This window comes from Kineosporia sp. NBRC 101731, from assembly GCF_030269305.1.
GTDB lineage: Bacteria > Actinomycetota > Actinomycetes > Actinomycetales > Kineosporiaceae > Kineosporia.
Map to the genome: position 1 here is coordinate 169,545 of NZ_BSTC01000007.1, position 25,371 is coordinate 194,915.

General features: G+C 70.3%; 23 protein-coding genes and 1 pseudogene. 11 read left to right on the top strand and 13 right to left on the bottom strand.

Going from position 1 to position 25,371, the window contains the following annotated elements:
• Positions 1-107 precede the first annotated feature (107 nt).
• Positions 108-515, top strand: a complete 408-nt coding sequence (locus QSK05_RS20815; protein ID WP_285598937.1) for a hypothetical protein — start codon at positions 108-110, stop codon at positions 513-515.
• Positions 516-556: 41 nt separating this feature from the next.
• Here the strand turns inward: QSK05_RS20815 and QSK05_RS20820 are convergent, their stop codons facing one another.
• The 6 genes and pseudogenes from QSK05_RS20820 to QSK05_RS36400 form a co-directional block, all read right to left on the bottom strand.
• Positions 557-1,714: an RNA ligase RtcB family protein gene (locus QSK05_RS20820; RefSeq protein ID WP_352302017.1), complete on the bottom strand. Its 1,158-nt coding sequence runs from the start codon at positions 1,712-1,714 to the stop codon at positions 557-559.
• Between the two features lie 128 nt (positions 1,715-1,842).
• Entirely contained in the window at positions 1,843-2,682 is an 840-nt protein-coding gene (locus QSK05_RS20825) for a sulfite exporter TauE/SafE family protein (protein WP_352302112.1), read from the bottom strand.
• Positions 2,683-2,691: 9 nt separating this feature from the next.
• The gene (locus QSK05_RS20830) at positions 2,692-3,588 is read right to left on the bottom strand and encodes a sulfotransferase family protein (RefSeq protein ID WP_285598939.1); all 897 of its coding nucleotides are present in this window, start codon (positions 3,586-3,588) and stop codon (positions 2,692-2,694) included.
• Positions 3,585-4,925, bottom strand: coding sequence for an aminotransferase class III-fold pyridoxal phosphate-dependent enzyme (locus QSK05_RS20835; RefSeq protein WP_285598940.1), 1,341 nt, complete (start codon positions 4,923-4,925; stop codon positions 3,585-3,587). The genes QSK05_RS20830 and QSK05_RS20835 overlap by 4 nt, the downstream gene beginning before the upstream one ends.
• A gap of 43 nt (positions 4,926-4,968) precedes the next feature.
• Entirely contained in the window at positions 4,969-6,360 is a 1,392-nt protein-coding gene (locus QSK05_RS20840) for a GMC oxidoreductase (RefSeq protein ID WP_352302020.1), read from the bottom strand.
• Positions 6,361-6,462, bottom strand: a pseudogene (locus tag QSK05_RS36400) (FAD-dependent oxidoreductase); the annotation flags it as partial.
• A gap of 371 nt (positions 6,463-6,833) precedes the next feature.
• Here QSK05_RS36400 and otsB point away from each other — a divergent pair.
• On the top strand, positions 6,834-7,610 hold the full coding sequence (gene otsB, locus QSK05_RS20845) for a trehalose-phosphatase (RefSeq protein WP_285598941.1): 777 nt from the start codon (positions 6,834-6,836) through the stop codon (positions 7,608-7,610).
• Positions 7,611-7,662: 52 nt separating this feature from the next.
• On the top strand, positions 7,663-9,066 hold the full coding sequence (locus tag QSK05_RS20850; protein WP_285598942.1) for a hypothetical protein: 1,404 nt from the start codon (positions 7,663-7,665) through the stop codon (positions 9,064-9,066).
• Here the strand turns inward: QSK05_RS20850 and QSK05_RS20855 are convergent.
• The 5 genes from QSK05_RS20855 to QSK05_RS20875 all read right to left on the bottom strand — a co-directional run bounded on the left by QSK05_RS20855 (position 9,045) and on the right by QSK05_RS20875 (position 15,233).
• Positions 9,045-10,052 (bottom strand): 1-aminocyclopropane-1-carboxylate deaminase, encoded by a 1,008-nt coding sequence (locus QSK05_RS20855; RefSeq protein WP_285598943.1) that lies wholly within the window; start codon positions 10,050-10,052, stop codon positions 9,045-9,047. The two genes, QSK05_RS20850 and QSK05_RS20855, sit on opposite strands and share 22 nt — an antisense overlap.
• Before the next feature lie 54 nt (positions 10,053-10,106).
• A complete protein-coding gene (locus QSK05_RS20860) occupies positions 10,107-10,757 on the bottom strand; it encodes a GntR family transcriptional regulator (protein WP_285598944.1) in 651 nt (216 codons plus the stop codon).
• A 158-nt stretch (positions 10,758-10,915) separates the two neighbouring features.
• Positions 10,916-11,890, bottom strand: a complete 975-nt coding sequence (locus QSK05_RS20865) for an SAM-dependent methyltransferase (protein ID WP_285598945.1) — start codon at positions 11,888-11,890, stop codon at positions 10,916-10,918.
• A gap of 91 nt (positions 11,891-11,981) precedes the next feature.
• Positions 11,982-12,947, bottom strand: a complete 966-nt coding sequence (locus QSK05_RS20870) for an RNA polymerase sigma factor (protein ID WP_285598946.1) — start codon at positions 12,945-12,947, stop codon at positions 11,982-11,984.
• A 309-nt stretch (positions 12,948-13,256) separates the two neighbouring features.
• A complete protein-coding gene (locus tag QSK05_RS20875; protein ID WP_285598947.1) occupies positions 13,257-15,233 on the bottom strand; it encodes an elongation factor G in 1,977 nt (658 codons plus the stop codon).
• A gap of 161 nt (positions 15,234-15,394) precedes the next feature.
• Between QSK05_RS20875 and QSK05_RS20880 the strand changes: the two genes are divergently transcribed.
• From QSK05_RS20880 to QSK05_RS20890, 3 genes are read left to right on the top strand one after another with little or no spacing between them, the layout of a single operon-like run.
• The gene (locus QSK05_RS20880; protein ID WP_285598948.1) at positions 15,395-15,907 is read left to right on the top strand and encodes a hypothetical protein; all 513 of its coding nucleotides are present in this window, start codon (positions 15,395-15,397) and stop codon (positions 15,905-15,907) included.
• Between the two features lie 43 nt (positions 15,908-15,950).
• Entirely contained in the window at positions 15,951-16,565 is a 615-nt protein-coding gene (locus QSK05_RS20885) for a hypothetical protein (protein WP_285598949.1), read from the top strand.
• On the top strand, positions 16,562-17,602 hold the full coding sequence (locus QSK05_RS20890; protein ID WP_285598950.1) for a nucleotidyl transferase AbiEii/AbiGii toxin family protein: 1,041 nt from the start codon (positions 16,562-16,564) through the stop codon (positions 17,600-17,602). The genes QSK05_RS20885 and QSK05_RS20890 overlap by 4 nt, the downstream gene beginning before the upstream one ends.
• Here the strand turns inward: QSK05_RS20890 and QSK05_RS20895 are convergent, their stop codons facing one another.
• Positions 17,603-18,283, bottom strand: coding sequence for a DUF7007 domain-containing protein (locus tag QSK05_RS20895; RefSeq protein ID WP_285598951.1), 681 nt, complete (start codon positions 18,281-18,283; stop codon positions 17,603-17,605).
• 390 nt (positions 18,284-18,673) lie between these two features.
• On the opposite strand from QSK05_RS20895, the gene QSK05_RS20900 reads away from it, so the two are divergent.
• The 5 genes from QSK05_RS20900 (at position 18,674) to QSK05_RS20920 (ending at position 23,857) form a co-directional block, all read left to right on the top strand.
• Positions 18,674-19,546, top strand: a complete 873-nt coding sequence (locus QSK05_RS20900) for an aminoglycoside phosphotransferase family protein (RefSeq protein ID WP_285598952.1) — start codon at positions 18,674-18,676, stop codon at positions 19,544-19,546.
• A 235-nt stretch (positions 19,547-19,781) separates the two neighbouring features.
• Positions 19,782-20,924, top strand: coding sequence for an SPFH domain-containing protein (locus QSK05_RS20905; RefSeq protein WP_352302115.1), 1,143 nt, complete (start codon positions 19,782-19,784; stop codon positions 20,922-20,924).
• Positions 20,925-20,964: 40 nt separating this feature from the next.
• Entirely contained in the window at positions 20,965-22,080 is a 1,116-nt protein-coding gene (locus QSK05_RS20910) for a TFIIB-type zinc ribbon-containing protein (RefSeq protein ID WP_285598954.1), read from the top strand.
• 140 nt (positions 22,081-22,220) lie between these two features.
• Positions 22,221-22,934, top strand: a complete 714-nt coding sequence (locus QSK05_RS20915; protein ID WP_285598955.1) for a helix-turn-helix transcriptional regulator — start codon at positions 22,221-22,223, stop codon at positions 22,932-22,934.
• Between the two features lie 218 nt (positions 22,935-23,152).
• A complete protein-coding gene (locus QSK05_RS20920) occupies positions 23,153-23,857 on the top strand; it encodes a helix-turn-helix transcriptional regulator (protein WP_285598956.1) in 705 nt (234 codons plus the stop codon).
• A gap of 125 nt (positions 23,858-23,982) precedes the next feature.
• On the opposite strand, the gene QSK05_RS20925 is transcribed toward QSK05_RS20920, so the two are convergent.
• Entirely contained in the window at positions 23,983-25,296 is a 1,314-nt protein-coding gene (locus QSK05_RS20925) for an ROK family transcriptional regulator (RefSeq protein WP_285598957.1), read from the bottom strand.
• Between the last annotated feature and the right edge of the window lie 75 nt (positions 25,297-25,371).

Sequence of the window (25,371 nt, forward strand, 5' to 3'; positions counted from 1 at the left end):
GGATCCGGCCGGTCGGGGCCGGTCGGGGTGCCACGGCATCCCGGCCGGCCTGGCGGCGAGGTAGGGCCCCAGGTGCGCCGTCCGGACCGGCGTGCTTCGCTCGGGTGGTGACCACTGTCGATACGCTTCTCCTGGCGGCCACCGCCGCTCACCTCGGCTTCCAGGTCACCGTCACGGCGCTCGTCTACCCGGCCCTGGCGCGGGTGCCCGCTCAGGAATGGGCACCCGCTCATGAGGCCCACTCGCGGGCCGTGGTCCCCCTCGTCATCGTGATGTACGGGACCCTCGTCCTGGCCGGCGGCTGGGCCCTGCTGTCCGGCCCGGGCGGTTGGACGTGCGTGGCCCTGGGCGCCGTGGCCGCCACCTTCGGGGTCACGGCCTGCGCGGCCCGGGTCCACGGCCGGCTGGGGACGGGGCACGACCACGAAGCCGTCAGGCGCCTGCTGTGGATCGACCGGGCGCGGGCCCTGACCGCCACGATCGCGCTCGCCGCGGCCGTCCTGGCGGTGCGGTGAGCCCCTCTACGGCGGCCGAGAGCAGCAGGCGACGGTGGGCCTCATCGCCGGCGCCGCCCGTCGGAGAGGTCTTGCGTCTTGTAGGTGATGATCGGGACCGTGGTGGCCACCGGTGTGGCCAGGTGATGGGTGACCAGGTCGTCGACCACCTGCTCGATGCGCTTGTAGGCGGAGGGCGCTTCTTCGAACAGTAACTGCCGGTCGCCGCAGATCACGATGGAACCTACCGGCGTGCGCCGCAATTCGGCCACAGTGTGCTTGGCCTGGTTGCGGCGCAGGGCGTCGGAGCGGGACATCTTGCGCCCGGCCCCGTGGGCCACCGAGAAGTTGGCGGCCGCCGGGGAGTGTGCGGCCACCAGGGCGGACGGAGTGCCGCGGGTGCCGGCGACCAGGACGTCGCGGTCGTCGCCGGGGGCCGCTCCCTTACGGTGCAGATAGACGCCGTCGCGGATCTCGACCTGGTTGTGGCACAGATCGACGACCGGGTCGGCTACGCGGGCCCCGATCGCCGTGGCCACCCGGGCGGCGATCGTTCGCCGGTTCAGCTGCCCCCAGCGCACCGCGGCGTCGTGGGCGGCCAGGTACGCCTGCGGGTCCGCGGCGGGACCGGCCCCGTGCTCCTGCGTGTGGGCGCGCAGGAGGTGCTCCCCGATGCCGCGCGATCCGCTGTGCACGACGAGCACCAGGTCGCCACGCCCGATCCCCAGCCGCTCGGCGTGCCCGGGGGCCTGGACGGTGTCGACGCGGGCGAGCTCGACGAAATGGTTCCCCCGGCCCACGGTGCCGAATCCCGGCATCCGGTCGAGGCCGCCCAGGGCGTCCATCGCCTGGAGCTCCTCCAGCACCTCGCCCTCGGGTGTGACGGCCTCGTCGAGGTCGGGAAACCGCCGGGCCAGTCGCTCCGGCGCGAGCTTTCGCAGATGCAGCGGGAAAACGGCGATGCCACAGCCGATGTCACCGCCGACCAGATGGGGATAGAGCACGCGTGAGGTCATGGCCGCGCCGATCGGCGCGCCCTTGCCCGGATGCAGGTCGGGCATCCCGGCCACGTGGACCATGCCGGGCAGGGAGGCGACCTGGTGGCACTGGTCGACGGCCGACGACTCGATCCAGCTGCGCGGGGAGGCGAAGACGGTGACGGTGGCCTGGTCTGGTGCGGAAACGGGCACAGGAATCCTTGGGGAGGTGCGAGAGGGCATGACGGAGGACAGGGTGGAGCCGGGGAGGGGAATGTCCGTCAGTACGTCATGGCCACACTCTGGCCAAGGGGGTCCGGTCACGCAACGGATTTTCCCGTCGCGAGCGGTCCGGGTCGTGGATCCGCCGGTCAGCCGGTGATCACGCCGAAGGCCACCGAACCGAGCGCCATCGCCGCGGCGGCCACCAGGAGCCCGAACGTGGCGCGCTGATAGAACTCCGCACTGAGCAGCTGGAAGGCCTTGCGTCCCAGCAGGAAGCCCAGGCCCGCGGCGATCCACAGCAGGGGGAGCCCGGCCGGCAGCACCCAGGCACTCGTCACCAGCAGGATGCCCACGCTCAGCGGCAGCCGCGCCACCGACAGCATGACGAGCGTGTCACGCACCCGCCGGGGCTCCTGCAGCCGCGCGTTGAGGTACAGGACGACGGGCGGGGCCCCGAGCGACGTGCACGAACTGAGGAACCCCGAGACCGTGCCGACCAGCGGCGCGGCGACGCCCGAGTCCACCCAGTGGCCCGGGGCCCCGGTCGTGACGACGGACCGGCCCGGGAACCGGGACCTCAGCTGGTTCAGCACGGCCAGCACGACCGCCAGGGCGATGAGGATCTGCAGCGGGATCTGTGGCACCCGGGTCAGCGCGATCGCCCCCAGCAGGAGGCCGGGCACCGACCACAGGGACAACTCCAGGACGGCCCGCCGCGACGACCGGGGCCGGCTGCCGCTCGCCACCAGCACCAGGATCTCCACGACGAACCCCGAACCGATGACGACGCACACGGCCTCCTGGGGGCCCCAGATCATCGTCAGCAGCGGCATGCTGAAGATCGCGTAGCCGAAACCCATCACGGCCTGCAACGCGGAGGAGAAGAGGATGATGAGGCCGGCCAGCGCGATCTGGGTGTTCCCGGGGAAGTCGAGAAGGGCGATGACAGCGTGAAAAATGCAGTCCTCCAGGCCTGGTCGTAGGATCGATCCCGGTCACACCGCGTAGCCCAGCGTCCGGAGCGTACCCGAGGCGATGTTCTCGAAGTCCGCGATCTGCTCGGCGGTGAGATCGTGTCGGTACCGCCCGACGGGTGCCTCACTCAGCGGATTCTTGGTCGCCTCCGACGACGGATGGGACCAGTCGTGGGCGTGCAGCGTGTGGTCGACGAGATGGTGCTGCAGCATCTGGCTCGCGAACGGGATCTCGAGGAAGTCGCACAGGGCCCGGCAGGCCTTCTCGGGTTCGCCGACCAGATCCTCGTACCGGATCTCGTGATACCGCTGGGCGGGAGCCCGCAACCGGGTGGCCTCGATCAGGTTGGCCCACTTGTACGCCGTGTCGTCGATCGACCGGTACCCCCAGTCCGGCACGGTCCGCAGGTGCGACGCCGCCACGTCCCGGCCGTCGCGAATGATGTGGATGAAGCGGGACCCGGGGAAGATCTGCGCGTAGCGGTCCACGTCCTGGATCTTGCGCTGGAGCTTGATCCCCCAGGTCAGCTTGCCCGTGGTCGCCATCTTGAACTTCCCGATGCGATCCAGGAGCCGGCACCGGTCGCGCAGGGCCACGATGTCCCGGCCGTCCTGCGCGATCTGCTGCTCGACGAGGTCGGACAGGGTGGCCGGCGGGATGCCGTAGCGCTCGCACTGTTTCACGAAGTGGGCCACGTCGTAGTAAGCAGGGTCATTCGTGTCCGTGCCGGGGCCCAGGACGCGGGGGTCGCCCTCCCGCAGCAACCGGCACGTCTCGATCACCAGCGTGCCCAGGTTGGTGGGCTCGGCGAAATCGAGTTCCGGGCCGACGTCGAGGGCCGGGTGCGAGTCCAGTACGACGCTGAGGAGCGTCGTCCCGGAACGGTGTTCGCCGCCGAGGAGGAGGGGAGTGTTCACGCGGACCTCCCGACCAGGGTGGCTCCGGCATCCGTGGTGGCGGTGTCCAGACGCGGGCCCAGTTGCTCCCACCACCGTGCCGCGACCGGCGGCGTCACCCGGAAGGCATCCCCGGCGAAGCGGGCGAACGCCTCGGGGCTGATGCTTGCGGCCGACGGGCCGGCGAACGTTGCTGCCACCTCGTCGAACGTGAGCACGGCCTGGTCGATGTCGTCCGGGGTCAGGGCTGCGCTGACCAGGTGGGCGCCACCGAACTCCGCGTGCACACCCCGCCGCCGCAGTTGCGTGTAGAAGCGCTGCCCGAGGTCGTCGTCCTCGAACAGGACGTGGAAGATACCGGCCGCGCTCAGTGCCCGGGCGGCCAGGCCGTGCCGGCCGAACGCCGCGTTGATGCCGGGCACCAGGCGGGACACGTGGTCGATGATGGTCTGGATCCCGCCGCCCCGCTGCAGCTCCACGGAGACCCGGGCGCCGGCGAACGGAGCCACTTCCCGCATGAAGGTGTTTCCCAGATAGGTCTTCTCGTGCGCCTCCAGGACGCTGCGCGCACCCAGGACCGCGGAGAGGGCCATGCCGTTGCACAGTCCCTTGCTCACGGTGATCAGGTCGGGACTCAGGCCCAGGGCGCCGTGCAGGCCGCCGTTCAGGAACCGGAATCCGGTCATCACCTCGTCCAGGGCGAAGAGGGCGCCGTGCGAGCGGGCCAGGTCTTGCATCGTGAACAGGTCGGCCAGCGGCATACAGGTCGACTCGGGCGTGACGAAGACCGCCGCGACCCTCCCGGGGTGACTCTCCAGCAGCGTGCGCAGCCGCTCGATGTCGTACCCGAAGTCGACGACGCCGGCGTCGCGTCCCACCACGTCGGGGGTTCCCTTGTACTGCAACTGCCAGTCGTGCCACCCGTGGAAACCGGAGGTGAGGATCAGGTCGCGACCGGTGTGCACGCGGGCCAGCCGGACCGCGCCACTGGTCGCGCAGGAACCGGTACGGAAGAACAGGGCGCGCTGCGCGCACGGGAAGACCGAGCACAGGTCCTGCGCCACGTCGGTCCGCAGGCTGCTCATGACGCCCGGGAGAACTCCTCCACTGCGGCGCATCTCGTCGATCACCGCGTTCAGGACCGGTGCGTGGCCCATGCCCAGGGGAGCGGCGCCGGTACAGGACGTGAGGTCGATGTACTCCTGCCCGGCGGAGTCCCAGAAATGGGCACCCTGCCCCCGGTCGGGCACCAGGGGCATGCGCCGGTCCGCGTCCCAGGTACGGGAGGAGGTGATGGCCAGGGCCCGGTCGAGTTCGTTCCGGGTGGTGGGCGTCTGCTTCGTCGGCGTTGACGTCACGATGAATACCTCGCAGGTTGGTCGGTTCCGGACAGCTGGGTGACTACCGGCTCAGGGGCGCAACGATCCGCAGGGCGTTGGCCATGATCGTCATGGTGGGGTTCACCGCGGTCGCGTAGGGGAAGTAGCCCCCGTCCACGACGTAGGTGTTGTCGGAGCTGTGGACGCGGCCGCCCGGGTCGACCACGGACGTGCCCGGGTCGTCGCCCGCGCGGCAACTGCCGAGAAGATGAGCGGCGCCGCGCTCGTTGGGGATCACTGTCGTGCGGACGTCCTGGCCTCCGGCTTCCCGCACGGTGGAAGCGGTCACGTCGAGCAGTTCGCCCAGGCGCCGGTCGTCCTGGGGCGTCGGGCGGTACTGCATGACGATCTTCGGTTCGCCGCGCAGCGGACCGCTGCGGTGGACGCCTTCCACCTGCACCCGGTTCGAGCGCAGGGGAGTGTCGCCGGTGACGCAGTGCAGGCGCCATTCCGGGGTGCTGTGCTCGGAGAGTCTGGCCTCGTAGATGAGACCGCCGGGTCTCAGCCCCGACGGTAACCGCTCGTAGAAGTCGGTCGTGCAGATGGTCGAGAACAGGGACGGGCCCTGCGATGCCCGGGTGGGCATGCGCGTCCAGACGTAGCCGCTCCTCTTCAGGCACAGGCCCCGCCCCACCATGTCGGTCTCGTTACCCAGTCCACCCGGTGAGCACCGGGTGGGTGAGCGCAGCAGGAGGGCGGCGCTCTGCGCGGCACCGGCGGCCAGCAGGAAGGTCTTCGCCCGGGTGACCCGCAGGGTTCCGGTGGCCAGGTCGACCCACTCCGCGCCCACCGTGGTGTCGCCGCGCACCAGGAGACGGCGCACGTAGGCGTTGCTGGTGATCCGGACATTGCCGGCGCTGGGTGAGGAGCGCAGTTCGCTGACGGCATCGGCCCGGGCGCCGCTGGGGCAGAGCTTCTCGTTGCACACGGAGCTGTACGAACAGGCCGGACGCCCACCGTGCGGGCGGGAATTCACGGCGACGGGGGTGGGGAAGCAGGAGATGTTCCGCCGGCCGGCCGCCGCCTCGAACAAATGTGCTTCGGGAGATGATTCATGGGCCGGAAGAATGGGGGGACCGGAGGGCGGCGCATTCATATCACCGGTGGCCGATCGTGCAATTCCAAAGCGCTGTTCGAGTTGCTCGTACCAAGGCCGCAGGTCGGCGTAGCGAATCGGCCATTCCGGGGCCAGATCGGCTCCGGGCAGTTCTTCCTGGCGTCGGTGGAAATCACGCTCACGCATGCGGAAGAAGATTCCGGCGAAGCGGGTCATGCCGCCGCCGACCGCCGGTAGTGTCCACGGGTTGGCAGCGTCCGGCAGCACGGGCGCCGTGGCGGTGCTGCGGTGGTCGGCGCCGGCCATCACCGTGCGGGCGGCGAGGTAGTCCGATGGCCGGTGGGCGCCTTGACCCACCTCGAGAATTTCTATTTTTAAACCTTTTTCGGCTAGCGCCAGGGCTGCTGTCGCTCCGCTGGCACCGCTCCCGACAATGCAGACGTCTGGATCCCCGGTGATGGCAACTCCTTGATGGTCGAGCGGTCATGAGGTCCGCGGGGGCCGTCACCCGGCTGCGGGTGGATGGTGGCGTGAAGTTCCTCAGGCGCGTCGGAAGCCGCTGGCAACAGCTCTTTTCGGCCGCCCGAGAAACGGGCTGTCTGCGGGCCGGTGGATGACGGTGCACACGGCCGGGCGGCGCCATTCGGTGTAACTGCCGCGTAACAGAACAATCCGGACTCTAGCCCCGGTCCCAGGGGCCGTCAAGGAATCCTTCAAGATCACCTAAAGGTCCGCCCGGCATTCAGTGACGCCGCCGGTTTCACCGTGCGTTTACGTCGCGTTATTCGGGGTTCTTGCTTGATCTGGGATATCCGTGGAATGTTGGCGGCATGCAGAACCGAGCCGGGATCGTGGAATCTTTGATCAAGGGCGACGGGCGATCCGGGATCGTCATGGATTTCGACGGGGTGCTCTCGCCCATCGTCGACGACCCGGCCGCCAGTCGTCTGCCGGCCGATCTCGTCCCCACGCTGGAACGACTGGTGAAACGGCTGGACGTGGTGGCGTTGCTGTCCGGGCGGCCGGTGGACTTCCTGGCGGAGCGGGTGCCGGTCCCCGGGCTGGTACTCCTGGGGTCGTACGGGCTGGAGCGCAGGGTCGAGGGCTCGACTCTCGTGCGGCCCGACGTGGCGCAGTGGCTCGCCCGGGTGCGGGAGGCGGAGGTTCTCCTGACCGACCAGCTGGCGCCGGTGCCGGGCGTCCACATCGAGTCCAAGAGCGTGGCGGTGGCCGTGCACTGGCGCAACGCCGCGGACCGGGGCACGGTGGGGCAGCTGGTGAACGAGGTCGTGGCCCGGGTGGCCGCCTCGACCGGGCTGGGCCAGGAGCCGGGCAAGCTGGTGCAGGAACTGCGGCCGCCCCTGCCGGTGGACAAGGGCACGTCGCTGCGCGAGCTGATCGGTGAGGAGCGGCTCGACGTCGTGGCCTATGCAGGTGACGACAAGGGCGACCTGCCGGCGTTCGCGGCGGTGGGCGCGGCGGGCGGGTATGCGCTGGTGGTCCACGGGAACGAGACGGCACCGGAGGTGGCGGCGGTGGCCGGTACCCATTTCGAGGGCCCGGAGGATTTCGCCTCCTGGCTGGAAGTGCTGTCCCAAGCTGACTGACGGGGCTGACGGGGCTGACAGGGCTGACGAGGCTGACGAGGGAGACGCAAGGATGCGTATCGGACTGGTTTCCGGAGATGGTGTTCCGGTCAGTGGGCTGCTCACGATCTTTCGCAACGTGATCGACCTGGGCCGCCGGGACGGCCTGGTGGAGGCGGGCCCGGTGCCGGCGGAGCTGGGCTACTCCTGGCGCCCGGACAAGCCCGGGTACTTCCCCGACGGTCCACCCGATCCGGAGGGGCACGAGTTCCTGGCCCCGCTGCCGATCCCGCTCCCGTCCGGACCGGCAGCGGCTGAATGGACGGCTGTGCGAAATGCGGTGGCACTGAATGACAGTGCCGACCGCGAGGAGCTCCGGCGGCGCATCGACCGGCTGGCCGCTCCCTACCGGGAGTACTTCGGCCGGTGGCTGCAGGAGGCTCAGGTCGACTGGGTCTGCGCGGTCAACATGACGCTGTCGGACGCGGTGCCGGTCACGACGGCCCTGCACCAGGCCGCCGCCGAGTACTACGGCGCGAGAGGTTCCGGCGGCGTGCTGTTCTGGGACCACGACCTGTTCGGCAGCTGCGCCATCTTCGAGAAAGGGCAGCGGGTCTACCCACAGCATCCGAACGAGTTCACCACCCTGCCGGCGGACGAGCCGTTCCACCGCTGGGCGGTGGTCTCGGAGTCGCTGGCGCAGGAGTGCCGCCAGTACCCGACCGGGGCCGAGCCCCACATCGTCCCGAATGTGCTGCCCGAGGTCCCGACCGGTCCGCTGGCGGATCGGCACCATGAATTCCTTCGCCAGCAGGGCATTTCACCGGGCCGGCCGATCCTGTTGAACCCGGTGCGGGTGTTCCGGGTGAAGGGCGTCGAGATCGCCCTGGACGTGCTGGCCGGGGCCCGGCCGGGCCATGACGACGACCAGGCCCCGGTGCTGCTGGTGTTCGGCGGGCTGAGCGAAGACCCGGTCTATGCCCAGGAGGTCGTCACCAAGGCCCGCGCCCTGGGGCTGGAGCAGGACCTGCGGTTCCTCGAAGGGGTTCCGCTGCGCAGCTATCAGGACGGGACCGGCCACTGGCACCTGGACGAGGTCGACCTGCTACGGCTCGCCGCGGCCGGTCGTGGGGGTGTGTTGTTCACCCCGAACCTGTTGGACGTGGAGACCGTCGGCCTGGGGCCGGCCCTGGCCGCTGTGGCCGGAATCCCATGTGCGGTAACCGATTACGATGCCTTTGTCCCGACCTACGGCAAGGACTTCTGGACGGTCCGGGTCGGCCCGTCACCGCAGGACGCGCAGCAGGCGGGCCAGGAGCTGATGACCGTGCTCCGGACCCGCCCGGCCGAGCTGGAAGACCGCCTGCGCCGCAACCGGCAGATCGCGCAGGAGAACTTCCCCACCGGCCCGTGGCTGGACCTGTTGCGGGAGCTCTCCGGCGCTGCCGGCCGGACTCAGGAGAAGACGCCGGAATAGGCGTTCAGGGCGGGCTGGCCGCCGAGGTGGGCGTACAGCACGGTGGAGTCGGCCGGGATGTCGCCCTGGCGGACCAGGTCGATCAGGCCGGCCATCGACTTCCCCTCGTAGACCGGGTCGATGATCATGCCCTCGAGCTGACCGGTCAGGCGGATGGCGTCGATGGTCGACTGCACCGGTACTCCGTAGAGGTCTCCGGCCCAGCCCTCCAGCACGGTGATCTCGTCGTCACGCAGGTCGCGGCCCAGGCCGATCAGATCGGCGGTGTGGCGGGCTATCCGCTCGACCTGGGCGCGGGTCTTCTCCAGGGTGGCGGAGGCGTCGATGCCGATCACCCGGCGGGGACGGTCCTGCTGGGCGAAACCGGCGATCATGCCCGCGTGGGTGGAGCCGGTGACGGTGCAGACCACGATCGTGTCGAAGAAGACGCCGAGCTGCGCCTCCTGCTGCTCGACCTCGCGCGCCCAGTTGGCGAAACCCAGCCCGCCGAGGTGGTGTTCGGAGGCTCCGGCGGGGATGCCGTAGGGCGTTCCGCCGGCGGCCCGGACGTCTTCGAGAGCTTGTTCCCAGGAGTCGCGGATGCCGATGTCGAAACCGGCGGAGTCGAGCTGGACGTGGGCGCCCATGATCCGGGAGAGCAGGATGTTGCCGACCTTGTCGTTGACAGCGTCCGGCCAGTCGACCCATTTTTCCTGTACCAGGCGGGCTTTGAGGCCGATCTTGGCAGCGACGGCGGCCACCTGACGGGTGTGGTTGGACTGGTACCCGCCGATCGAGACCAGTGTGTCGGCCCCGCTGGCCAGGGCATCGGGGACGATGTACTCCAGCTTGCGGGTCTTGTTGCCGCCGTAGGCCAGGCCGGAGTTGCAGTCCTCGCGCTTGGCCCAGATCTGCGGACCGCCCAGGTGCTGGGTCAGTCGGTCGAGCGGATGCACCGGGCTGGGTCCGAAGAGCAGTGGGTAGCGGGCGAAATCATCGAGCGACACGGTGTTCTCCTGCGATCGGGACGGGGTCGGTCAGTAGGGGTCAGTCGGTAGGGCTCAGTCGGTGGGAGGCTGGAGGGTCATCCAGTTGGCGCGGGTCAACCGGGCGGCGCCGTCGGCGTCCCCGTCCCGGGCGTGCTGGATGATCGAGCGGTGCTGGGCGACGGACGCCCGCCCGGTGAGCGAGGCGAAGCGGACCCGCTCCATGCGCCGCAGCAGCGGCGTCACGTCTTCGAGGATGCCGGTCAGCATGCGGTTGGCCGCGAGGTCGATGAACACCCGGTGAAAGGCGTCGTCCGCGGCGATCGCGGCATCGACGTCGGCCTGGGCGAGCGCGCCGGCGAACGCGGTGTTGGCTGTCGTCATCGTGGCCAGGTGCGCGGGGCTCACCAGGGGTACGGCCTCGCGGGCGGCGAGCTCGTGCAGGCCGGCGGCGACGGCCTGCGCCTCGACGGCGGCCCGGACGTCGAGGGGCGCGACGATCGTCTTGCTGCCGGGCCGGATCTGGACCAGGCCGGTCTTCTCCAGGTGGGTCAGGGCCTCGCGCACCGGGGTCCGGCTGACCCCGAGCCAGGCGCACAGCTCGGCGTCGACCAGTCGCTCACCCGGCTCCAGCGTGCCGTCGACGATCGCCGCGCGCAGCGCCACCAGGGCGCGGTCGCGCAGCAGGGGGCGGGGGGTCGCGGCGCTTGCACTGGGGACCGGCATGCGGAATACGGTATGCGAAATATTGCATGAGGGCCAGAGAGGGCGGATCTCCGGCCCCGCACCCCTATCTGTTCGTGATCATGCAATCCCCAGCCTTCGGCCGGTAGGTGCTCGCACTTCCCCGGGGAACGTTTGCATGATCACGAACAAGAACGGGGCTACGGCTGGTTGCGCACCAGGGTCAGGTTTCCGAGGTTCGTGGTCACCTGCCGCACGAGCACGAATCCGGCCGCCCGGGCCTCGGCGGCCAGTTCATCCACGGTGTGCCCACCGCTGATGCCCCGTTGTCCCAGCTGCACGACGTCGGTCGGGCCGGCGAGTTGTTCCTGCAGGATCAGCAGGCCGTCATCGGTCAGTGCCTGCCGCAACACGGCGAGGGTTTCGGCCCGGTCGGCGTCGGGGAAGAAGCACTGGGCCCAGTAGGCCACTCGGAACGTGCTGCGGTCGGGCAGGTTCCGGGCGTCCACGCAGCGCACCTCGACCTGGTCGGTCAGTCCCAGCTCGTCACGGCGACGCACCGCCTCGGCCGCGACCTCGGGCACGATGTCGACGCCGACCAGCTTCAGCTGCGGGTACAGCTGCGCGGTGGTGAGCAGTGCGCCGCCCACCCCACTGCCCAGGTCGAGCATCGGCCCACCGCTCTCCAGCACGGCCGAGACCTCCGGCATCGCGTCGTAGACCGAGCGGTAGAGCATCTGCGTGACCGGGTCGGCCGCGATCCCGGCGTCCCGGGCCACGACCAATGCGGCCACCCCGTCCACCATTTCGGGTTGTTCGCGGTCCAGCTTCTGCAGAGCGGCCAGGTCCAGCCGGGCCGAGTCCAGCACCGTCTCCAGGCTCACGCCCGACGCCCCGGCCAGCAGGTCGGCGAACGGTGGCGTGAGCTGCCAGGTGCCGTCGGCCCCGCTCACCACACCGGCTTGCTGGAGGACGTCCACCACACCTCGGACGCGTGCCTGCGGCCACGCGTCGGTGGCCAGAGCGGCCAGGGACAGGGGCTCGGCGAGCTTCTCCAGCCAGCCCATCCGGTGAGCGGCCCCGACGATGGCCAGGGTCTGCGCACCCTTGACCCATTCCCGCACCACTGCGCGGGCGGCCAGGGCGTTCAGCAGGGGCGGCTGTGTGTCAGTCATCTACTTCTCCAGTTCCGGCGATACGTCAGGACCGGACAAGAGGGAGCGGGCCGATCGGAAATGCGCTCCTCGAGAGGTGATCCAGGTCACGTCACTGATCGGCCGAATGATCGGAAGGGTGATGGGTGCCGTAGGTGATGCCCATCCGGGAGACCCGCCCCTGGTCGAGGGTGAACAGGGCCGCCATCGTGGGCGGGCAGTGCCCGGGATCGGACGGTGGGTTCAGGAAGTCCGCCTCCCACAGCAGCACGTCCTTGCTGGCCATGGTGTTGTGCAGCCTCACCTTCACATCCGCGCTGAAGGTGAGCTCGAGCATGTTTAGCAACAGCGTGCGCCGCCCGTGCAGGAAGCCCATGACCACGATCGACGCGTCCGGGTGGTACCAGTCGTCGAGCACCCGGGCGAACGTCCCGTCGGCCATTGCCCCGAGAATCTGGGTGGACTCGCGGTGCCAGGCCGCGGCCGCGGTGTCGGCCCGGACGTCGGTGCGCACCTGGCCCGCGGTCTCCTGCAGGCGTTGGGCCAGCGCCCGTCGCCCGTCACGCAACCGGCTGCCGACCGTCTCGGGCAGGATCCCGCAGATCTGGCCGATCTCGCGGTACGACGACACCCCGCTGAAATAGCGCAGCAGCATCACCTCCCGCACCGGGGCGGACAGACCGGCCATCGCCTCGCGCACCCAGTCGCGGTGCACGGCCCGTTCGAGCCGGTCTTCCGGGCGGGGGCCGGGATCGGGCGGCAGCAAGTGCTCGGGATCGGGCACCGGTACGGCCCGCCGGGCCCGCAGCTGGGCGCGGCAGTTGTTGCGCACGATCGCCTTGGCCCAGGGGCCGAACCCGTTCACGTCGCGCAGGTCGGGCAACCGCTGCATCGCGATCAGGAGAGCGTCCTGCACCGCGTCGTCCGCGTCGTCGGTGTACCCGAGCAGCGCGATCGCCGTGGCGCGCAGCGAGGCCTGGTGCCGCTGGACCAGCAGGGCGAACGCCGTCATGTCCCCGGCCCGGGCCGACCGGACCAGATACCCGTCCGGTGCCACATCGTCCCCTGCTGTGCTCACGCCCTCACACCTCCTGCCGCGTCCGCTGATGTTCGTTGATGGTCGCTGACCAGGATTCTCCCGGATGAATCGGACGCAACCCCGGCGCGAGTATCGCGAAGGGGCACGGTTGCGACCGGGACCTCCGTGTAAGCCGGGGAGAGCCGTTCACGGCGGTGCAGGGCCGACGGTGACCGGAGTCGGGGGCGGCAGGTCTGCGTTGTGTACACCTGGTACATCCGGTACCGGATGTACCAGGTGTACACAACGCTTCGGCTGTCCGGGCGGGGATGGCTGGAACATGGTCCCGTACGGGGGCGAGACATCGGATCAGCGCGGGTGGGAACGGAACCAGGTGATCCGGTCGGCCGGATCCGGGCCGCGGCGGGCGCGGGTGGGGGCGGACGGTGAGCGGTCCGGCTCGTACCGGGCGAAGCCGGTGGTCAGGATGCCGTGACCGGAGGTGAGTTCGGGCAGAGCGCGGCTGAACTGGGGGATGCGGGCCGACTGGACGAATCCGTGCAGCACGACCCGGCCGGAGACCTGGGTGGAGTCGTCCACCCGGGCACCCAGTCGCCCGAGGGAGGTCAGGATCGCGGGAAGTGCTGCCTCGGGCACCTCCAGTTCGAAGCGGTCCACCGGGTGGCAGACGTAGGTGCCGGCCCGGGCCAGGGCGGTGTGCAGCACCACCGGCGCCAGATGGCGGAAGTCGTTGGCGACCGTGGAGATGGACTTGGTGAACTTCTCGTGCCCGTGACTCTGGCGTGGCCAGTACTGCGACGAGGTCATCGTGATCCGGAAGTCGCACACCTCCCATCCGGAACGCCCGACTCGTAGTGCCTTTCGTACTCCTTCCTCGGTGGCAGAGATGAAGGCGGTGGGGAGCCGGCCGGGTTCCAGGCCGGGGGAGAAGGTGATACCACTGTTCTCGGGCGTCGGCTCGACGCGCAGACCCAGGCCCGCCAGGTACGGGTTGCCGTTCTCACCGATCCGCTCGACCGCGTCCCCCGTTTCCCGTACCCGCTCGACGCACACCACCGACTGCTCGGCGAAACGTACCTCCACGCCGAATCTCTCGGCCAGGACCGCGGCGATGACCTCCTGCTGGACCTCCCCGTACAGACTGACGGCGGTCTCCTGATCGGCCTCGCTGAGTTCCAGGCCGATCAGTGGGTCCTCCTCGGCGAGCTCCTGCAACGCCTGGAAGGCCTGGGTCCGCCGGGCGGCGTCCACCGGCTGGACCAGCGCCCGCACCGTGGCCGGTGGGAAATGCTGGGGTGGGCGCGAAGACCCGCGCCCGACGACGTCACCTATGCGTGAATCGGGAAGCCCCACCACGGCACCTACCTGACCGGCCCGGATCTCGTGCGCCGGCTGCAGGCCGTCGGCCGTGCTGACCCACAGCCCGGTCACCAGATGCGCACGCCGGTCGCCGAGAGCCAGACGACAGCGGTGGACGAGACACCCCTGCCACATCCGCAGCCAGGTCCGCCGCTGACCCTGCTCGTCCCGGTCGATGGCGAAAACCGTTGCCGAGGCTTCGTCCTGGACCGCCTGGACCGCCTGGGGCGCCGGCGGCAACTGCACCAGCGTCGCGAGCAGCGAGATGATGCCCGTGCCGGTCAGGGCCGACCCGAACAGCACCGGGGTCAGCCGGGTCCGGGCCATCAGGTCCTGCAGCAGCGAGCCGAGCTGGTCCGGGATGCGGTCGTCGGCCCAGGCCTCCAGAGCGCGGTCGTCGACGGCGGCGATCGCTTCCAGTACCTCGTCCGCGGTGATGTCGATACCGTGCACGCTCGCGCCGGGGGTGCCCTCGTGCTTCACCCGGGTCAAGGGGACCAGGGCGGGGGTGAGATGGGCACCCAGCTCCCGCAGGACCCGCGCCGTGTCCGCGCCGGCCCGGTCGACCTTGTTGACGAAGAGCACGGTGGGGATGCCGGCCCGGCGCAGCACCCGCCAGATCTGCACGGTCTGCGACTGCACACCCTCGACCGCGGAGACCACCAGCACGGCCGCGTCGAGCACCCCGACGGCCCGCTCCACCTCGGCGATGAAGTCCGGGTGGCCGGGCGTGTCGACGAGTGTGACGGTGAGATCGCCCAGTGCGAACCCGGTCACGGACGCGCGGATGGTGATGCCCCGGCTGCGTTCCAGGTCTGTCGAGTCGGTGCGGGTGGTGCCGGCGTCCACGCTGCCCAGGCAGGTGGACGCGCCGGTCTCGAACAGCAGCCGTTCGGTGAGACTGGTCTTACCGGCGTCGACATGGGCGACGACGCCCAGGGTCAGCGAGGCGGTGGGACATGACATGGGACAACTCCACGATCGAACCGGTCAGGGGTCGGGGCGTGGAAGCTGTGCGCATGCTCGGTCTCCTTCGAAGGCTGACGGGTACGGGCCCAGGATGACGAGGGGCGCCCGCGCGGTGCAACCGATTAAGGGCAGGCGCGGCGGAGCTGAAAGAATGGCCCATGTTCTCCCGACCTTCCCGCCGCCCCACGTTCGACCCACCGCCGGGCTGGCCGGTCCCCCCGGGCGGCTGGCGTCCGGAACCGGGCTGGGCGCCGGATCCCTCCTGGCCACCGGCTCCCGACGGCTGGAAACTCTGGAAGAAGGGGCCGCTGCTCGTCGTGTCCGACGTCGTCGTGGCGCTGGTCTGCTTCGTCGTCACGCTGCTGGGCTGGGCCCTGTGGATGCGGCTGGGCCTGGAACCCGGCGTCGACTATCCGGTCTGGCGGGTCGTGGGTCTGGTACTGACCCTGGCCGTCGTCGGACTGCCGGCCGCGTGGCTCAACTGGGGGCCGTCGGTAACGCTCGCGGTTCCGCTGGGGCTGGCGGTGAGTGCCTACCTGGACTGGCGGGACGACGAGACCGGACTGTTCGTCGTCGGGGTGGTGATGGTGTTCGTGGGCTCGCTGGTGGTGACCGCGGTGGTTGCCGGTCTGGCCTCGGCGGCGGGCCAGAGGCGGCGCACGCTTCCCTGAAATCCGGTGCCGGGGGCCAGCCGATTCTGGGAAGCTCCCGGATGTGTCCACAGTTCAGTACGAGACGCACGTGACCGTCCGCACCGAGAGTCCGGCCGAGAGTGATCGGCTGGAACGGTGTTGTGCGGTGGCAGATCTCAAGCTCACGCAGATCATGCTGGCTCGCGGCCGGACCCCGTCCCAGCTGATGGTCACGGCCGCCGGGGCGCGCTCCTATGCCGACGAGAGGGTGAAGGCCCGGGACGTCGTGGAGTGGTTGCGGGCGCAGGGGTTCGAGCCGGTGCGGGTGAAGATCGAGTCGACGACCGGGGCGCCCGAGGTACCGGCCGGACCGTGTTCGGACGGGCAGTACTACGAGCACCACGTGAAGCTCGTGCTGCCACCGGACTGCGACCTCGACACGCTGGCCGTCCGGGTGGTGCCGCACGGCGCGCACCTGTCCTGGAACGCGCGGCGTGCCCGGGCCGACGGCCGGCACGAGCGGTTCGTGACCCAGCGCTGCCGGGGCGTCGGCCCCGCGGGGGCTCAGGCGGCGCTGCTGCTGCTGCTGGAGGCGCTCGACGGGCTGGAGATCGTCGAGGTCGAGCAGGAATTCGTGCTGTACGACAGCTATCTCGCCCTCGATGAGGGCTGGATCGCGCAGGAGGTCAGAGCATGACGAAGAAGACGTACCTGGCCGCGGCGGCCGGGGTCGAGGTGCCCCAGGCGCCGCTGGACGAGGCCACCCGGGAGTACAACGACCTCCCGGCGACGTTCCGCGCGATCGGCGCGCACGACGTCCATCAGCAGTTTCTCTTCGATCCCGCGACGCTGCACCACCGCAACGCCTACCGGGCCGGCGACCCGGAGTTCAGCGATCCGGCCCGGGGCGCGGTCTGGCGGGTCGCCCGGCGCCGGGCGTTGTTCCTGGCGCTCGCGGCCATCGCGGACTCGCCGTGGGTCGAGTCGCTGGTACTGCGCGGGAGCGTGGCCATGGCGCTCTGGCTCCCCGCCGCGGCCCGTGAGCCCGGTGACCTGGACTTCGTCGTGGTGCCGCCCACCCAGGCGATCGATCACGCCGCATCGGTCGCGATGCTGGCCGCGATCCCTTCCCTGATGGCCACTTTCGCGAACGGTCAAGGTGGCGGCATCGACTTCGACGCGTCGCTGGCCGTGCTGGGTGACATCTGGACCTACGACCGGGTGCCGGGCCGGCGTCTGGTCCTGCCCTGGTCGGTGGCGCAGCAGCCGGATCAGCCGGATCAGCCTGAGCTGTCTGGGCTGCCGGGTGGGAACATCCAGCTCGACTTCGTCTTCAACGAGGTGATGCCTCAGGAGCCCGAGCTGGTGGAACTACCCGGCGGCGGTGTGGTGCAGGCGGCGTCACCGGCCCTGTCGCTGGCCTGGAAACTGCTCTGGCTGTTCACCGATACGCATCCGCAGGGCAAGGACCTCTACGACGCGGTGCTCCTGGCCGAGCACTACCCACTGCCGGACGAGCTGTTGCGCTGGGCGTTCGAGCAGGCCGGGCAACCCTCGGCGGTGTGGCACGCGCGCACCCTGACGATCGGTCACCTGCCGAACGCGGCCCGTGAGGCGCAGCTGGAGCATCTGGTGCTGGAGTACCCGCAGCTGCGGGAGGTGGCGCCAGAACTGGCGGGACGGCTGGTCCGGGCGCTCAGCCCCGGATCAACCGGATCAGCTGGATCAGCCTGATCAGGGGTGGCCGCTCCAGGCCTCGTGGTTCTCGACGTCGACCACGAACCGGAAGGTGCCGCGCGACTCGTACTCCTGCACGGGAACCAGATGCCAGGTCTCGTCCTCGGGGGCCTCGTCGGGAGAGGCGACGACCCCGACGAAGCCCGTGGGCACGGTCTCGTGCCAGTCGCCCCAGACCTGCCGGGCGATCGGGCCGGACTTGCGCACCCAGGCCGGGCGGGGAGTTTCGGGCACCTGCTGGTCGGCGGGGGCGCTCGCCGCGATCGGGATGAGCTGGGTGCGTTCGGGGAGGGGTTCGCTGCTGTCGTTCGTGGTGGTCGCCTCGGTTGTGCTGGAGATGACGGGGGCCGTCACCACCGCGAGCTCGGCTGCGAGAACGATGGTGTAGCACTGCGAGTCAGCCTGCTGCTGGAGTGCGTGGGCCTGCTCGACCAGCGCGTCGGGGAACAGCGCCGGGAAGGTGATGGCCACGATCGCCCAGTGCCGATCTTCGTCGCTGTGCCCGTACCATCCGGTGGGAATGCGCCAGATCTCGTGGACGCGGGCGTTCAGCTGCCGGGGCACGAAGTATCCGGTGCCGGTGTCGGTGTGCACGCGCAGGATGCCTTCGGTGCCCACCTGGTCGAACGCACGGATGCTGCCCCAGGGGCTCAGGGGCGGCGGTTCGGTGGTGAGCATCGTTCCTCCGGTTTCTGCCTACGTGTACTACCCGTCACACGTCCAGCTCTGCGTGATGGGCAAGGCATTGACCGTAACCGAATTTGACTCGGATGTGCACCGGTGCTGCACATCTGGTGTCCGGTCTCACGGCCGCAACATGGCTGGTGGGAAGCGGAATGGGCCTTTCCGGGTTCGCAGTCTGTAATCGGCCGGTAAGCCGCCCGGACGGGAGAAGTCCTGGGATCGTGCGGGGTTGCGGATCGGGTCCGCTGATGGTTCGGTCAACGAACTGGCTCTGCGTAACCTGCCGGACGACATGCAGGCGAGGGTCAAGGAGTCGTAAATTTTTTCTGGCGCAGCCACCCAGGTCTTGTCATCGGGGGGTGACAATGCATCCATGGATTCGCTATGGCTCCGCTGACGTTGCCGGCCCACCTGGGCGATGCCGTGCGCCGGTCGGACGACGTGGCGTTCCGGGCGTGGGTGGACGCGTTGCCGGCCGTCGTGGCCGCAGCCGCGCGGCGGTGGTCGTTGCAGCTGGGGGATCCCTACCAGCCCGGGGGTGCCTGTTCCTGGGTGGCGCCGGCCGGTGATCCGGCGGGCCGCCGGCTGGTGCTGAAAGTCGGTTGGCGGCACGATGAAGCACAGGACGAGGCGGCCGGTTTGCCGGCCTGGGCGGGACAGGGTGCGGTGCGGTTGTACGAAAATCTCACCGACGCGTCCACCATGATGTTGTTGCTCGAGCGCTGTGAACCCGGCACGACGCTGCGCATGCTGCCCGCGGTGGAGCAGGACGTCGTGATCGCCGGGCTGCTGAACCGGTTGTGGCGGACGCCGGCCGGTGCGCACCCGTTCCGGCCGCTGAGCCGGATGTGCGCGGACTGGGCGGACGCGTGCGAGGCGCGGCCGACTCCGCTCGATCCCGGCCTGAGCCGGGCCGGGATCGCGCTCCTGCGCGAATTACCCTTGAGCGCAGCCAGTTCTGTGCTGTTGTGCACCGACCTGCATGCCGGCAATGTGATCGCCACGCACCGGGAACCGTGGCTGGTCATCGACCCGAAGCCGTACGTCGGCGATCCGCACTACGACGTGCTGCAGCACCTGCTCAACAACCGGGAGCAGTTGTTCACCGACCCCCGCGGCCAGGCGCACCGGATGGCCGACCTGGCCGGTCTCGACCGGGACCGGGTGGTGGCCTGGCTGTTCGCCCGCAGCGTGCGGGAGTCGTTCGATCAGGCAGAGCTTCGACCGGTCGCCACCGCCCTGGCCGCGCTGGTGTGAGGGTCGGGCCCGCGACTGCCCTACCGGGGAGATTCCGTGCGCCCGGACCGCACGGAATTTCCCCGCCGGCGTTGTGAGGTCCGCCCCTTGCGCGAAGGGGCGCGCGGGCCGATGCAACATCCACGCCCGGTTCCCCGTCTGACGGGAGCATGATGTCCGGACCGGGCATCTGCGCACCGGCCGGGGCAGTTACGATCGCGGCCGGGCAGAGACGGCTACACAGTCTGGAGACATGGTGGGCTTGTTCGACAAGATCCGCGGCGAGCTGGTCGACATCATCGAGTGGCTCGATGACAGCCGGGACACGATGGTGTACCGGTTCCCGCGCTACCAGAACGAGATCAAGATGGGCGCCAAGCTCATCGTGCGGGAGTCGCAGACGGCGGTCTTCGTCAACGAGGGCACCATCGCCGACGTGTTCCAGCCGGGCACCCACACGCTCGAGACGCAGAACATGCCCGTGCTGAGCACGCTCAAGGGCTGGAAGTACGGCTTCAACTCGCCGTTCAAGGCCGAGGTCTACTTCGTCAGCACCCGGCAGTTCACCGAGCTGAAGTGGGGCACGCAGAACCCCATCATGATGCGCGACGCCGACTTCGGGATGGTCCGGGTGCGTGCCTTCGGCGGGTTCTCGGCCCGCGTGGTCGACCCGGGCAAGTTCCTGAAGGAGCTCGTCGGCACCGACGGCCTGTTCAAGACCGACGAGGTCAAGGAATACCTGCGCCAGATGATCGTCGGGCGCCTGGCCGGGGCCCTGGCCCACGCGCAGGTGGCCGTGCTGGACCTGGCGGCCAACCAGGAGGCGATCGCCGCCCGCCTGGCCGGGACGCTGACCGAGGAACTGGCCCCCTCCGGCATCGCGATCCCCAAGTTCATCATCGAGAACGTCTCGCTCCCGCCCGAGGTCGAGCAGGCGATGGACAAGCGCACCCAGATGGGTGTGCTCGGTGACCTGAACAAGTACACGCAGTTCCAGACCGCCAACGCGATCGAGAACGCCTCGAACAACCCCGGTGGAGCAGGGGACGCGATGGGCATCGGTCTGGGGGTCGGGCTGGGTCAGCAGGCGGCCGCCTCGATGTACCAGCAGCAGGCCTCGCCGCCGCCCGCCCCGGCCGCCGCCGCGCCGGCCCCGCCGGTCGCCGCTCCCGCGGGGCCGCCGCCGTTGCCGACGGCCGTGCAGTGGTACATCGCGGCCAACGGCCAGCAGGTCGGCCCGCTGGACGAGTCCGGTCTGCAGAGCCAGGTCTCGGGCGGCCACCTCGCGGCGACCACCCTGGTGTGGAAAGCCGGGATGGCCGAGTGGACAGCCGCGTCCTCGGTTCCCGAGATCGCCCGCCTGCTGCCGCAGGGCCCGCCACCGCTGCCCCCGCAGTAGGCACGGCCCACCACCGGACGAAACGCGAACAGGTCAGGGAATGACGGACGACAGCAGTAGCAGCCCGGCGCCGCAGTACAGCCAGCAGCAGTACCCGTGTGCCTCCTGCGGCGCCCGGCTCACCTTCGCGGCGGGCACCACCGCCCTGAAGTGCCCCTACTGCGGGTTCGAGCAGGAAGTGGTCCAGGACGCCGACCGCCAGGTGCGCGAGCACTCCTTCGACCAGTGGCTGGCCACCGCGAAGGACAAGCCGGTCACCCAGATCGCCCCGCACACGGTGACCTGCTCGGGCTGCGGTGCCCGGAGCGAGACCGACAAGCTCTCGGACGCGTGCCCGTTCTGCGGTGCGGCCGTCGTGGTCGAGCCGGACGCCGACGTGATGATCACGCCGGAGGGGGTGCTGCCGTTCGCGATCACCCCGGCCAAGGCGATGGACCTGTTCCAGGGCTGGGTGAAGAGCCGCTGGTTCGCGCCCAACTCGCTGACGGCGCTCGCGGCCCGGGAAGGCCTGCAGGGCACCTATCTGCCCTTCTGGACCTACGACAGCGACACCACGACCGTTTACCACGGCCAGCGCGGCGACCACTACTACGTGACCGAGACCTACCGTGACTCCAACGGTGACGAGCAGGAGCGCGAGGTCCGTCGCACGCGCTGGACCCCGGTCTACGGCACGGTGCAGCGGATCTTCGACGACGTCCTGGTCTCCGCGGTGAAGAACCTTCCCGTCGACAAGGTGGACAAGCTCGACCCGTGGGACCTGCCCGTGGTGGTGCCTTACCGGCCGGAGTACCTGGCCGGCTACCAGACGATGCGCTACGAGGTGGAGCCGCCCGAGGGCCTGCAGCGGTTCCAGCAAGTCGCGCAGCGGCAGATCGAGCGGGACTGCCGCGACGACATCGGCGGTGACGAGCAGCAGGTCTCCTCGACCGACACCGAGTGGAACTCGGTGACGTTCAAGCTGCTCCTGCTGCCGGTGTGGCTCGCGGCCTACCGCTTCGACAACCGGGTCTGGCAGGTGATGATCAACGCCCGCACCGGCGAGGTGATCGGCGACCGTCCCTACAGCGTCGCGAAGATCGTGGCGGCGGTGCTGGCCGCCCTCGTGGTGGTGGCGGCCCTGGTCCTGGCCTACACCCTGCTGAAGGGCCGGTAGACCCTTCGGGCAGGGGTGAACGTGTCGTTGTTCCTGATCCTCGAGTGGATCATGATCCCGTTGGGGCGCTAGGGTCGGCCGGTTGTGACGGTATTGATCACTGCCCCGACGGATGAACGTTGCTCCCACGGGGCGGCCGGATGACTTCCCGGACCGACCAGATCCCTCCGGCGCCCGAACCGGACCGGCGACGGCCGGCACCCCTGCGCATGGTCTCCGGACTGGAGGAGACCGAGCGGATCACCGTGCTGGTGCGCGCGCAGGACCGCCTCAGCCGCACGGGGGTCCTGAGCCTGCTCGCGGCCGGCCCCCGGATCGAGCCGGTCCTGTCGACCGACGTCGCCGACATCGACGTGACACTGGTGGTGTCCACCTCCGTCACCAGTTCGGTGATGGAGGAACTGCGGGCGCTCGCCGGTTCCGGCCGGCCCCCGTGCGTGCTGGTGCTCGATCACCTCGGTGACGCCGACCTTTTCGCCATGGTGGAGGTCGGGGTGCGGGCTCTGGTCTGGCGCTCGGAGGCGACGGGGGAGCGGCTGCTGCAGACGATCCGCCTGGTGCGGCGGGGCGGTGTCTACCTGCCGGCCGAGATCCAGGAGATGCTCGTGGACGCGGTGGCGCGGGTGCAGCAGACCGTCCTGGCGCCCCGGCGGCTCACCGCCTCCGGTCTGGACGCCCGGGAGATCGACGTGATCCGGCTGGTGGCCGAGGGATTCGACACCGCCGAGGTGGCGCGGCAACTGGCCTACTCCGAGCGCACGGTCAAGACCATTCTCTACGGCATGATCACCCGGCACGGACTGGCCAACCGGTCACAGGCCGTGGCCTATGCGATCCGGGCCGGCGTGCTCTGAATCCTGGTGGCCTCCGGCGATGTCCGATCGGGCAGATTCCGCCGGACGGACGGACGTGCGGGTTCCCCGGCGATGGCTGGACCCTCCGGCGCGCGTCAGTGTGTCGTCAGTGTGTCTGGTCGGTGCAAGGAAGCCCGAGGACGTACGAGGAAGGCCAGCGGCAGCACTTCCGGTTGCGTCCGTGCGCACCACGATGGCGAGCATCGCCCGGGAGAATGATGACTTCAACGCTCACGCGCACCCCCTCCGCCGCGGCGGAGCCCGAACGCCGCCGGCCCCCGGACGCCTGCGCCCGCTCGATCCGGGTCGGTCTGGTCACGGCCGACCCGCTGAGCCGGGCCGGGATCGCCAGCCTGATCGTGCAGCGCAGCGAGATGCACCTGCTGCCCGACTCACGTCGCCACGAGAGCAATCTGCTGGTCGTCGTCGACCGGGCGATCGACCTGGTCCTGCTCGGCGCACTGACCTCGTACTCGCGGGGCGGGCAACTGCCGGTCTGCGCGGTGCTGGAGGAGCCGGGCGACCCGGGCCTGCTGGCGACGGCCGCGCAGGCCGGTCTGTACGGCGTGATCTGGCGGGACGACGCGACGGTGGCGGTGGTCGCCAAGGTGCTCCGGCGGGCTCACGCGGACGTCCGCGGCGGGACCTCGGTGGCCGATCGGCTGGCGGCGCTGGAGGCGGACCTCGCCCGCCCCGAGTCGGCCGCGCCGGATTCCGGCGTCCCGGACCTCAGCGGCCTGGGCAAACGCGAGATCATGGTGCTGCGCCTGATCGCCGACGGTCTGGGGACCGCCGACATCGCCCCGCTGATCGGCTATTCCGAGCGCACGGTCAAGGGCATCCTGTCCACGGTCATCCAGCGCCATCACCTGCGCAACCGCACCCACGCGGTCACCGCGGCCCTGCGGCAAGGCCTGATCTAGCAGATCCAGCGCGATGGCGCTCCTCCCCTTCGTTCGTGATCATGCAAAACCTCCCCGGGGAGGTTTTGCATGATCACGAACGAAGAAGTGGGCCCTGGGGGAAGCGGTTCCAGGGGGAGTGGGCCCTAGGGGGCCGGTACCTCGTAGATCGCCCGGGCCGGCCGCACGATGGCCGGGCCGTTGCCCGGGTCTTCGTGGAAGGCCAGGGCGGCGGCCCCGACGGCCGCCGCGTCGGCGATGTGGGCGGCCAGGGTGACGTTCACGCCGTGCGGCCGGGCGGCGTAGAGGTCGGTGTGGAGTCGTTCTTCGAGCACCGTCACGTAGAGGGAACCGGCTGTGCTGAACGAGGGCCCGGCCAGCGCGAGCGAGTCGATGTCCAGCAGGTCGGCGACCGTGACCACGGCGTCGGCCAGGTAGTGCGCGGACTCCTCGACCAGTTCCACGGCCAGGGCGTCGCCGTGCACCGCGGCCGAGGCGACCATCCCGAAGTCGCGGAACGGATCCTCGTCGTCGGTGAGCGCGATCGCGGACTCCCGGCCGGCGGCCAGCGCGGCCCGGGCCCGACGGGCCACGGCGTGGGGTGCGGCCAGATCTTCCAGAGCCGGCCCGGCGTCTCGTCCGGAGTGGCCCGGGTGGCCGGCGTGGCCGGGGTGGCCGGACGGTGGGGAGCGGTGCAGGTGCAGCCGTCCCAGCGGTCCGGGATTGCCCCCGGCCCCGCGGTGGACGGCGCCGTCGAGGATGAATCCGGCGCCGATCCCGGCGCCCATGTAGAGGGTGCAGTGGGCGGCGGCGTCGGCCGTGCGCCCGCTCCAGTGTTCCCCGACGGCGGCCGCGGTGGCGTCGGTGTCCATCACCACGGGCACTCCCAGGGCCTGGGCCAGGGCGTCGCGCACGGCATGCCCGCCCCACCGCGGGAGTGTGCGGGAGGCCCGGATCGCCCCGGCGTCCAGGTCGATCGTGCCGGGCACCGCCAGCCCGGCCCCGACCAGCTGGTCCGGGGTGATGGCGGTGGCGCGCAGCAGGGTGTTCACGTGGGCCGCGACCACGGTGACGACCTGGGTGGGGTCGTCCTGGCGGGCCCCGCGGGCCCGGACCCGCCCGACCACGGCGCCTCGCGCGTCCATAATCACCACCACGATCCAGTCCGCGCCCAGCTGGACCCCCACGGCACACCGGGCCCGCGGCGAGATCGTCAGCATGACGCGGGGTTTGCCGCCGGTGCGCTCGCGCTGCCCGCTCTCCTGCACCAGGCCGTCGTCCAGCAGGGACCGCACCGCGTGGGTGATGGCCGCCGGGGTGAGGCCGGTGATCTCGGCCAGCTCGACCCGGCTGATCGGGGAACGGGTACGGATCAGGTCGAGGACCAGGCGCCGCGTCGAGGTCCGGGGAGCCCGGCGGGATGGTCTCTGCGTCTCCGCCCCAGCGTCCGCTCCGTACACGGACAGAAGCATTACACGGTTCCCGGTCCCACCTCGCCAGGTTGACGGCGGGCCGGGCGTGCCATCCTGGTCGGC

Coding starts and splice junctions, on each gene's coding strand:
- QSK05_RS20820 (WP_352302017.1), bottom strand. CDS start 1,714: ATGCCCTCTCGCACCTCCCCAAGGATTCCTGTGCCCGTTTCCGCACCA.
- otsB (WP_285598941.1), top strand. CDS start 6,834: ATGCAGAACCGAGCCGGGATCGTGGAATCTTTGATCAAGGGCGACGGG.
- QSK05_RS20850 (WP_285598942.1), top strand. CDS start 7,663: ATGCGTATCGGACTGGTTTCCGGAGATGGTGTTCCGGTCAGTGGGCTG.
- QSK05_RS20860 (WP_285598944.1), bottom strand. CDS start 10,757: ATGCCGGTCCCCAGTGCAAGCGCCGCGACCCCCCGCCCCCTGCTGCGC.
- QSK05_RS20865 (WP_285598945.1), bottom strand. CDS start 11,890: ATGACTGACACACAGCCGCCCCTGCTGAACGCCCTGGCCGCCCGCGCA.
- QSK05_RS20875 (WP_285598947.1), bottom strand. CDS start 15,233: ATGTCATGTCCCACCGCCTCGCTGACCCTGGGCGTCGTCGCCCATGTC.
- QSK05_RS20880 (WP_285598948.1), top strand. CDS start 15,395: ATGTTCTCCCGACCTTCCCGCCGCCCCACGTTCGACCCACCGCCGGGC.
- QSK05_RS20890 (WP_285598950.1), top strand. CDS start 16,562: ATGACGAAGAAGACGTACCTGGCCGCGGCGGCCGGGGTCGAGGTGCCC.
- QSK05_RS20895 (WP_285598951.1), bottom strand. CDS start 18,283: ATGCTCACCACCGAACCGCCGCCCCTGAGCCCCTGGGGCAGCATCCGT.
- QSK05_RS20900 (WP_285598952.1), top strand. CDS start 18,674: ATGGCTCCGCTGACGTTGCCGGCCCACCTGGGCGATGCCGTGCGCCGG.
- QSK05_RS20910 (WP_285598954.1), top strand. CDS start 20,965: ATGACGGACGACAGCAGTAGCAGCCCGGCGCCGCAGTACAGCCAGCAG.
- QSK05_RS20915 (WP_285598955.1), top strand. CDS start 22,221: ATGACTTCCCGGACCGACCAGATCCCTCCGGCGCCCGAACCGGACCGG.
- QSK05_RS20920 (WP_285598956.1), top strand. CDS start 23,153: ATGACTTCAACGCTCACGCGCACCCCCTCCGCCGCGGCGGAGCCCGAA.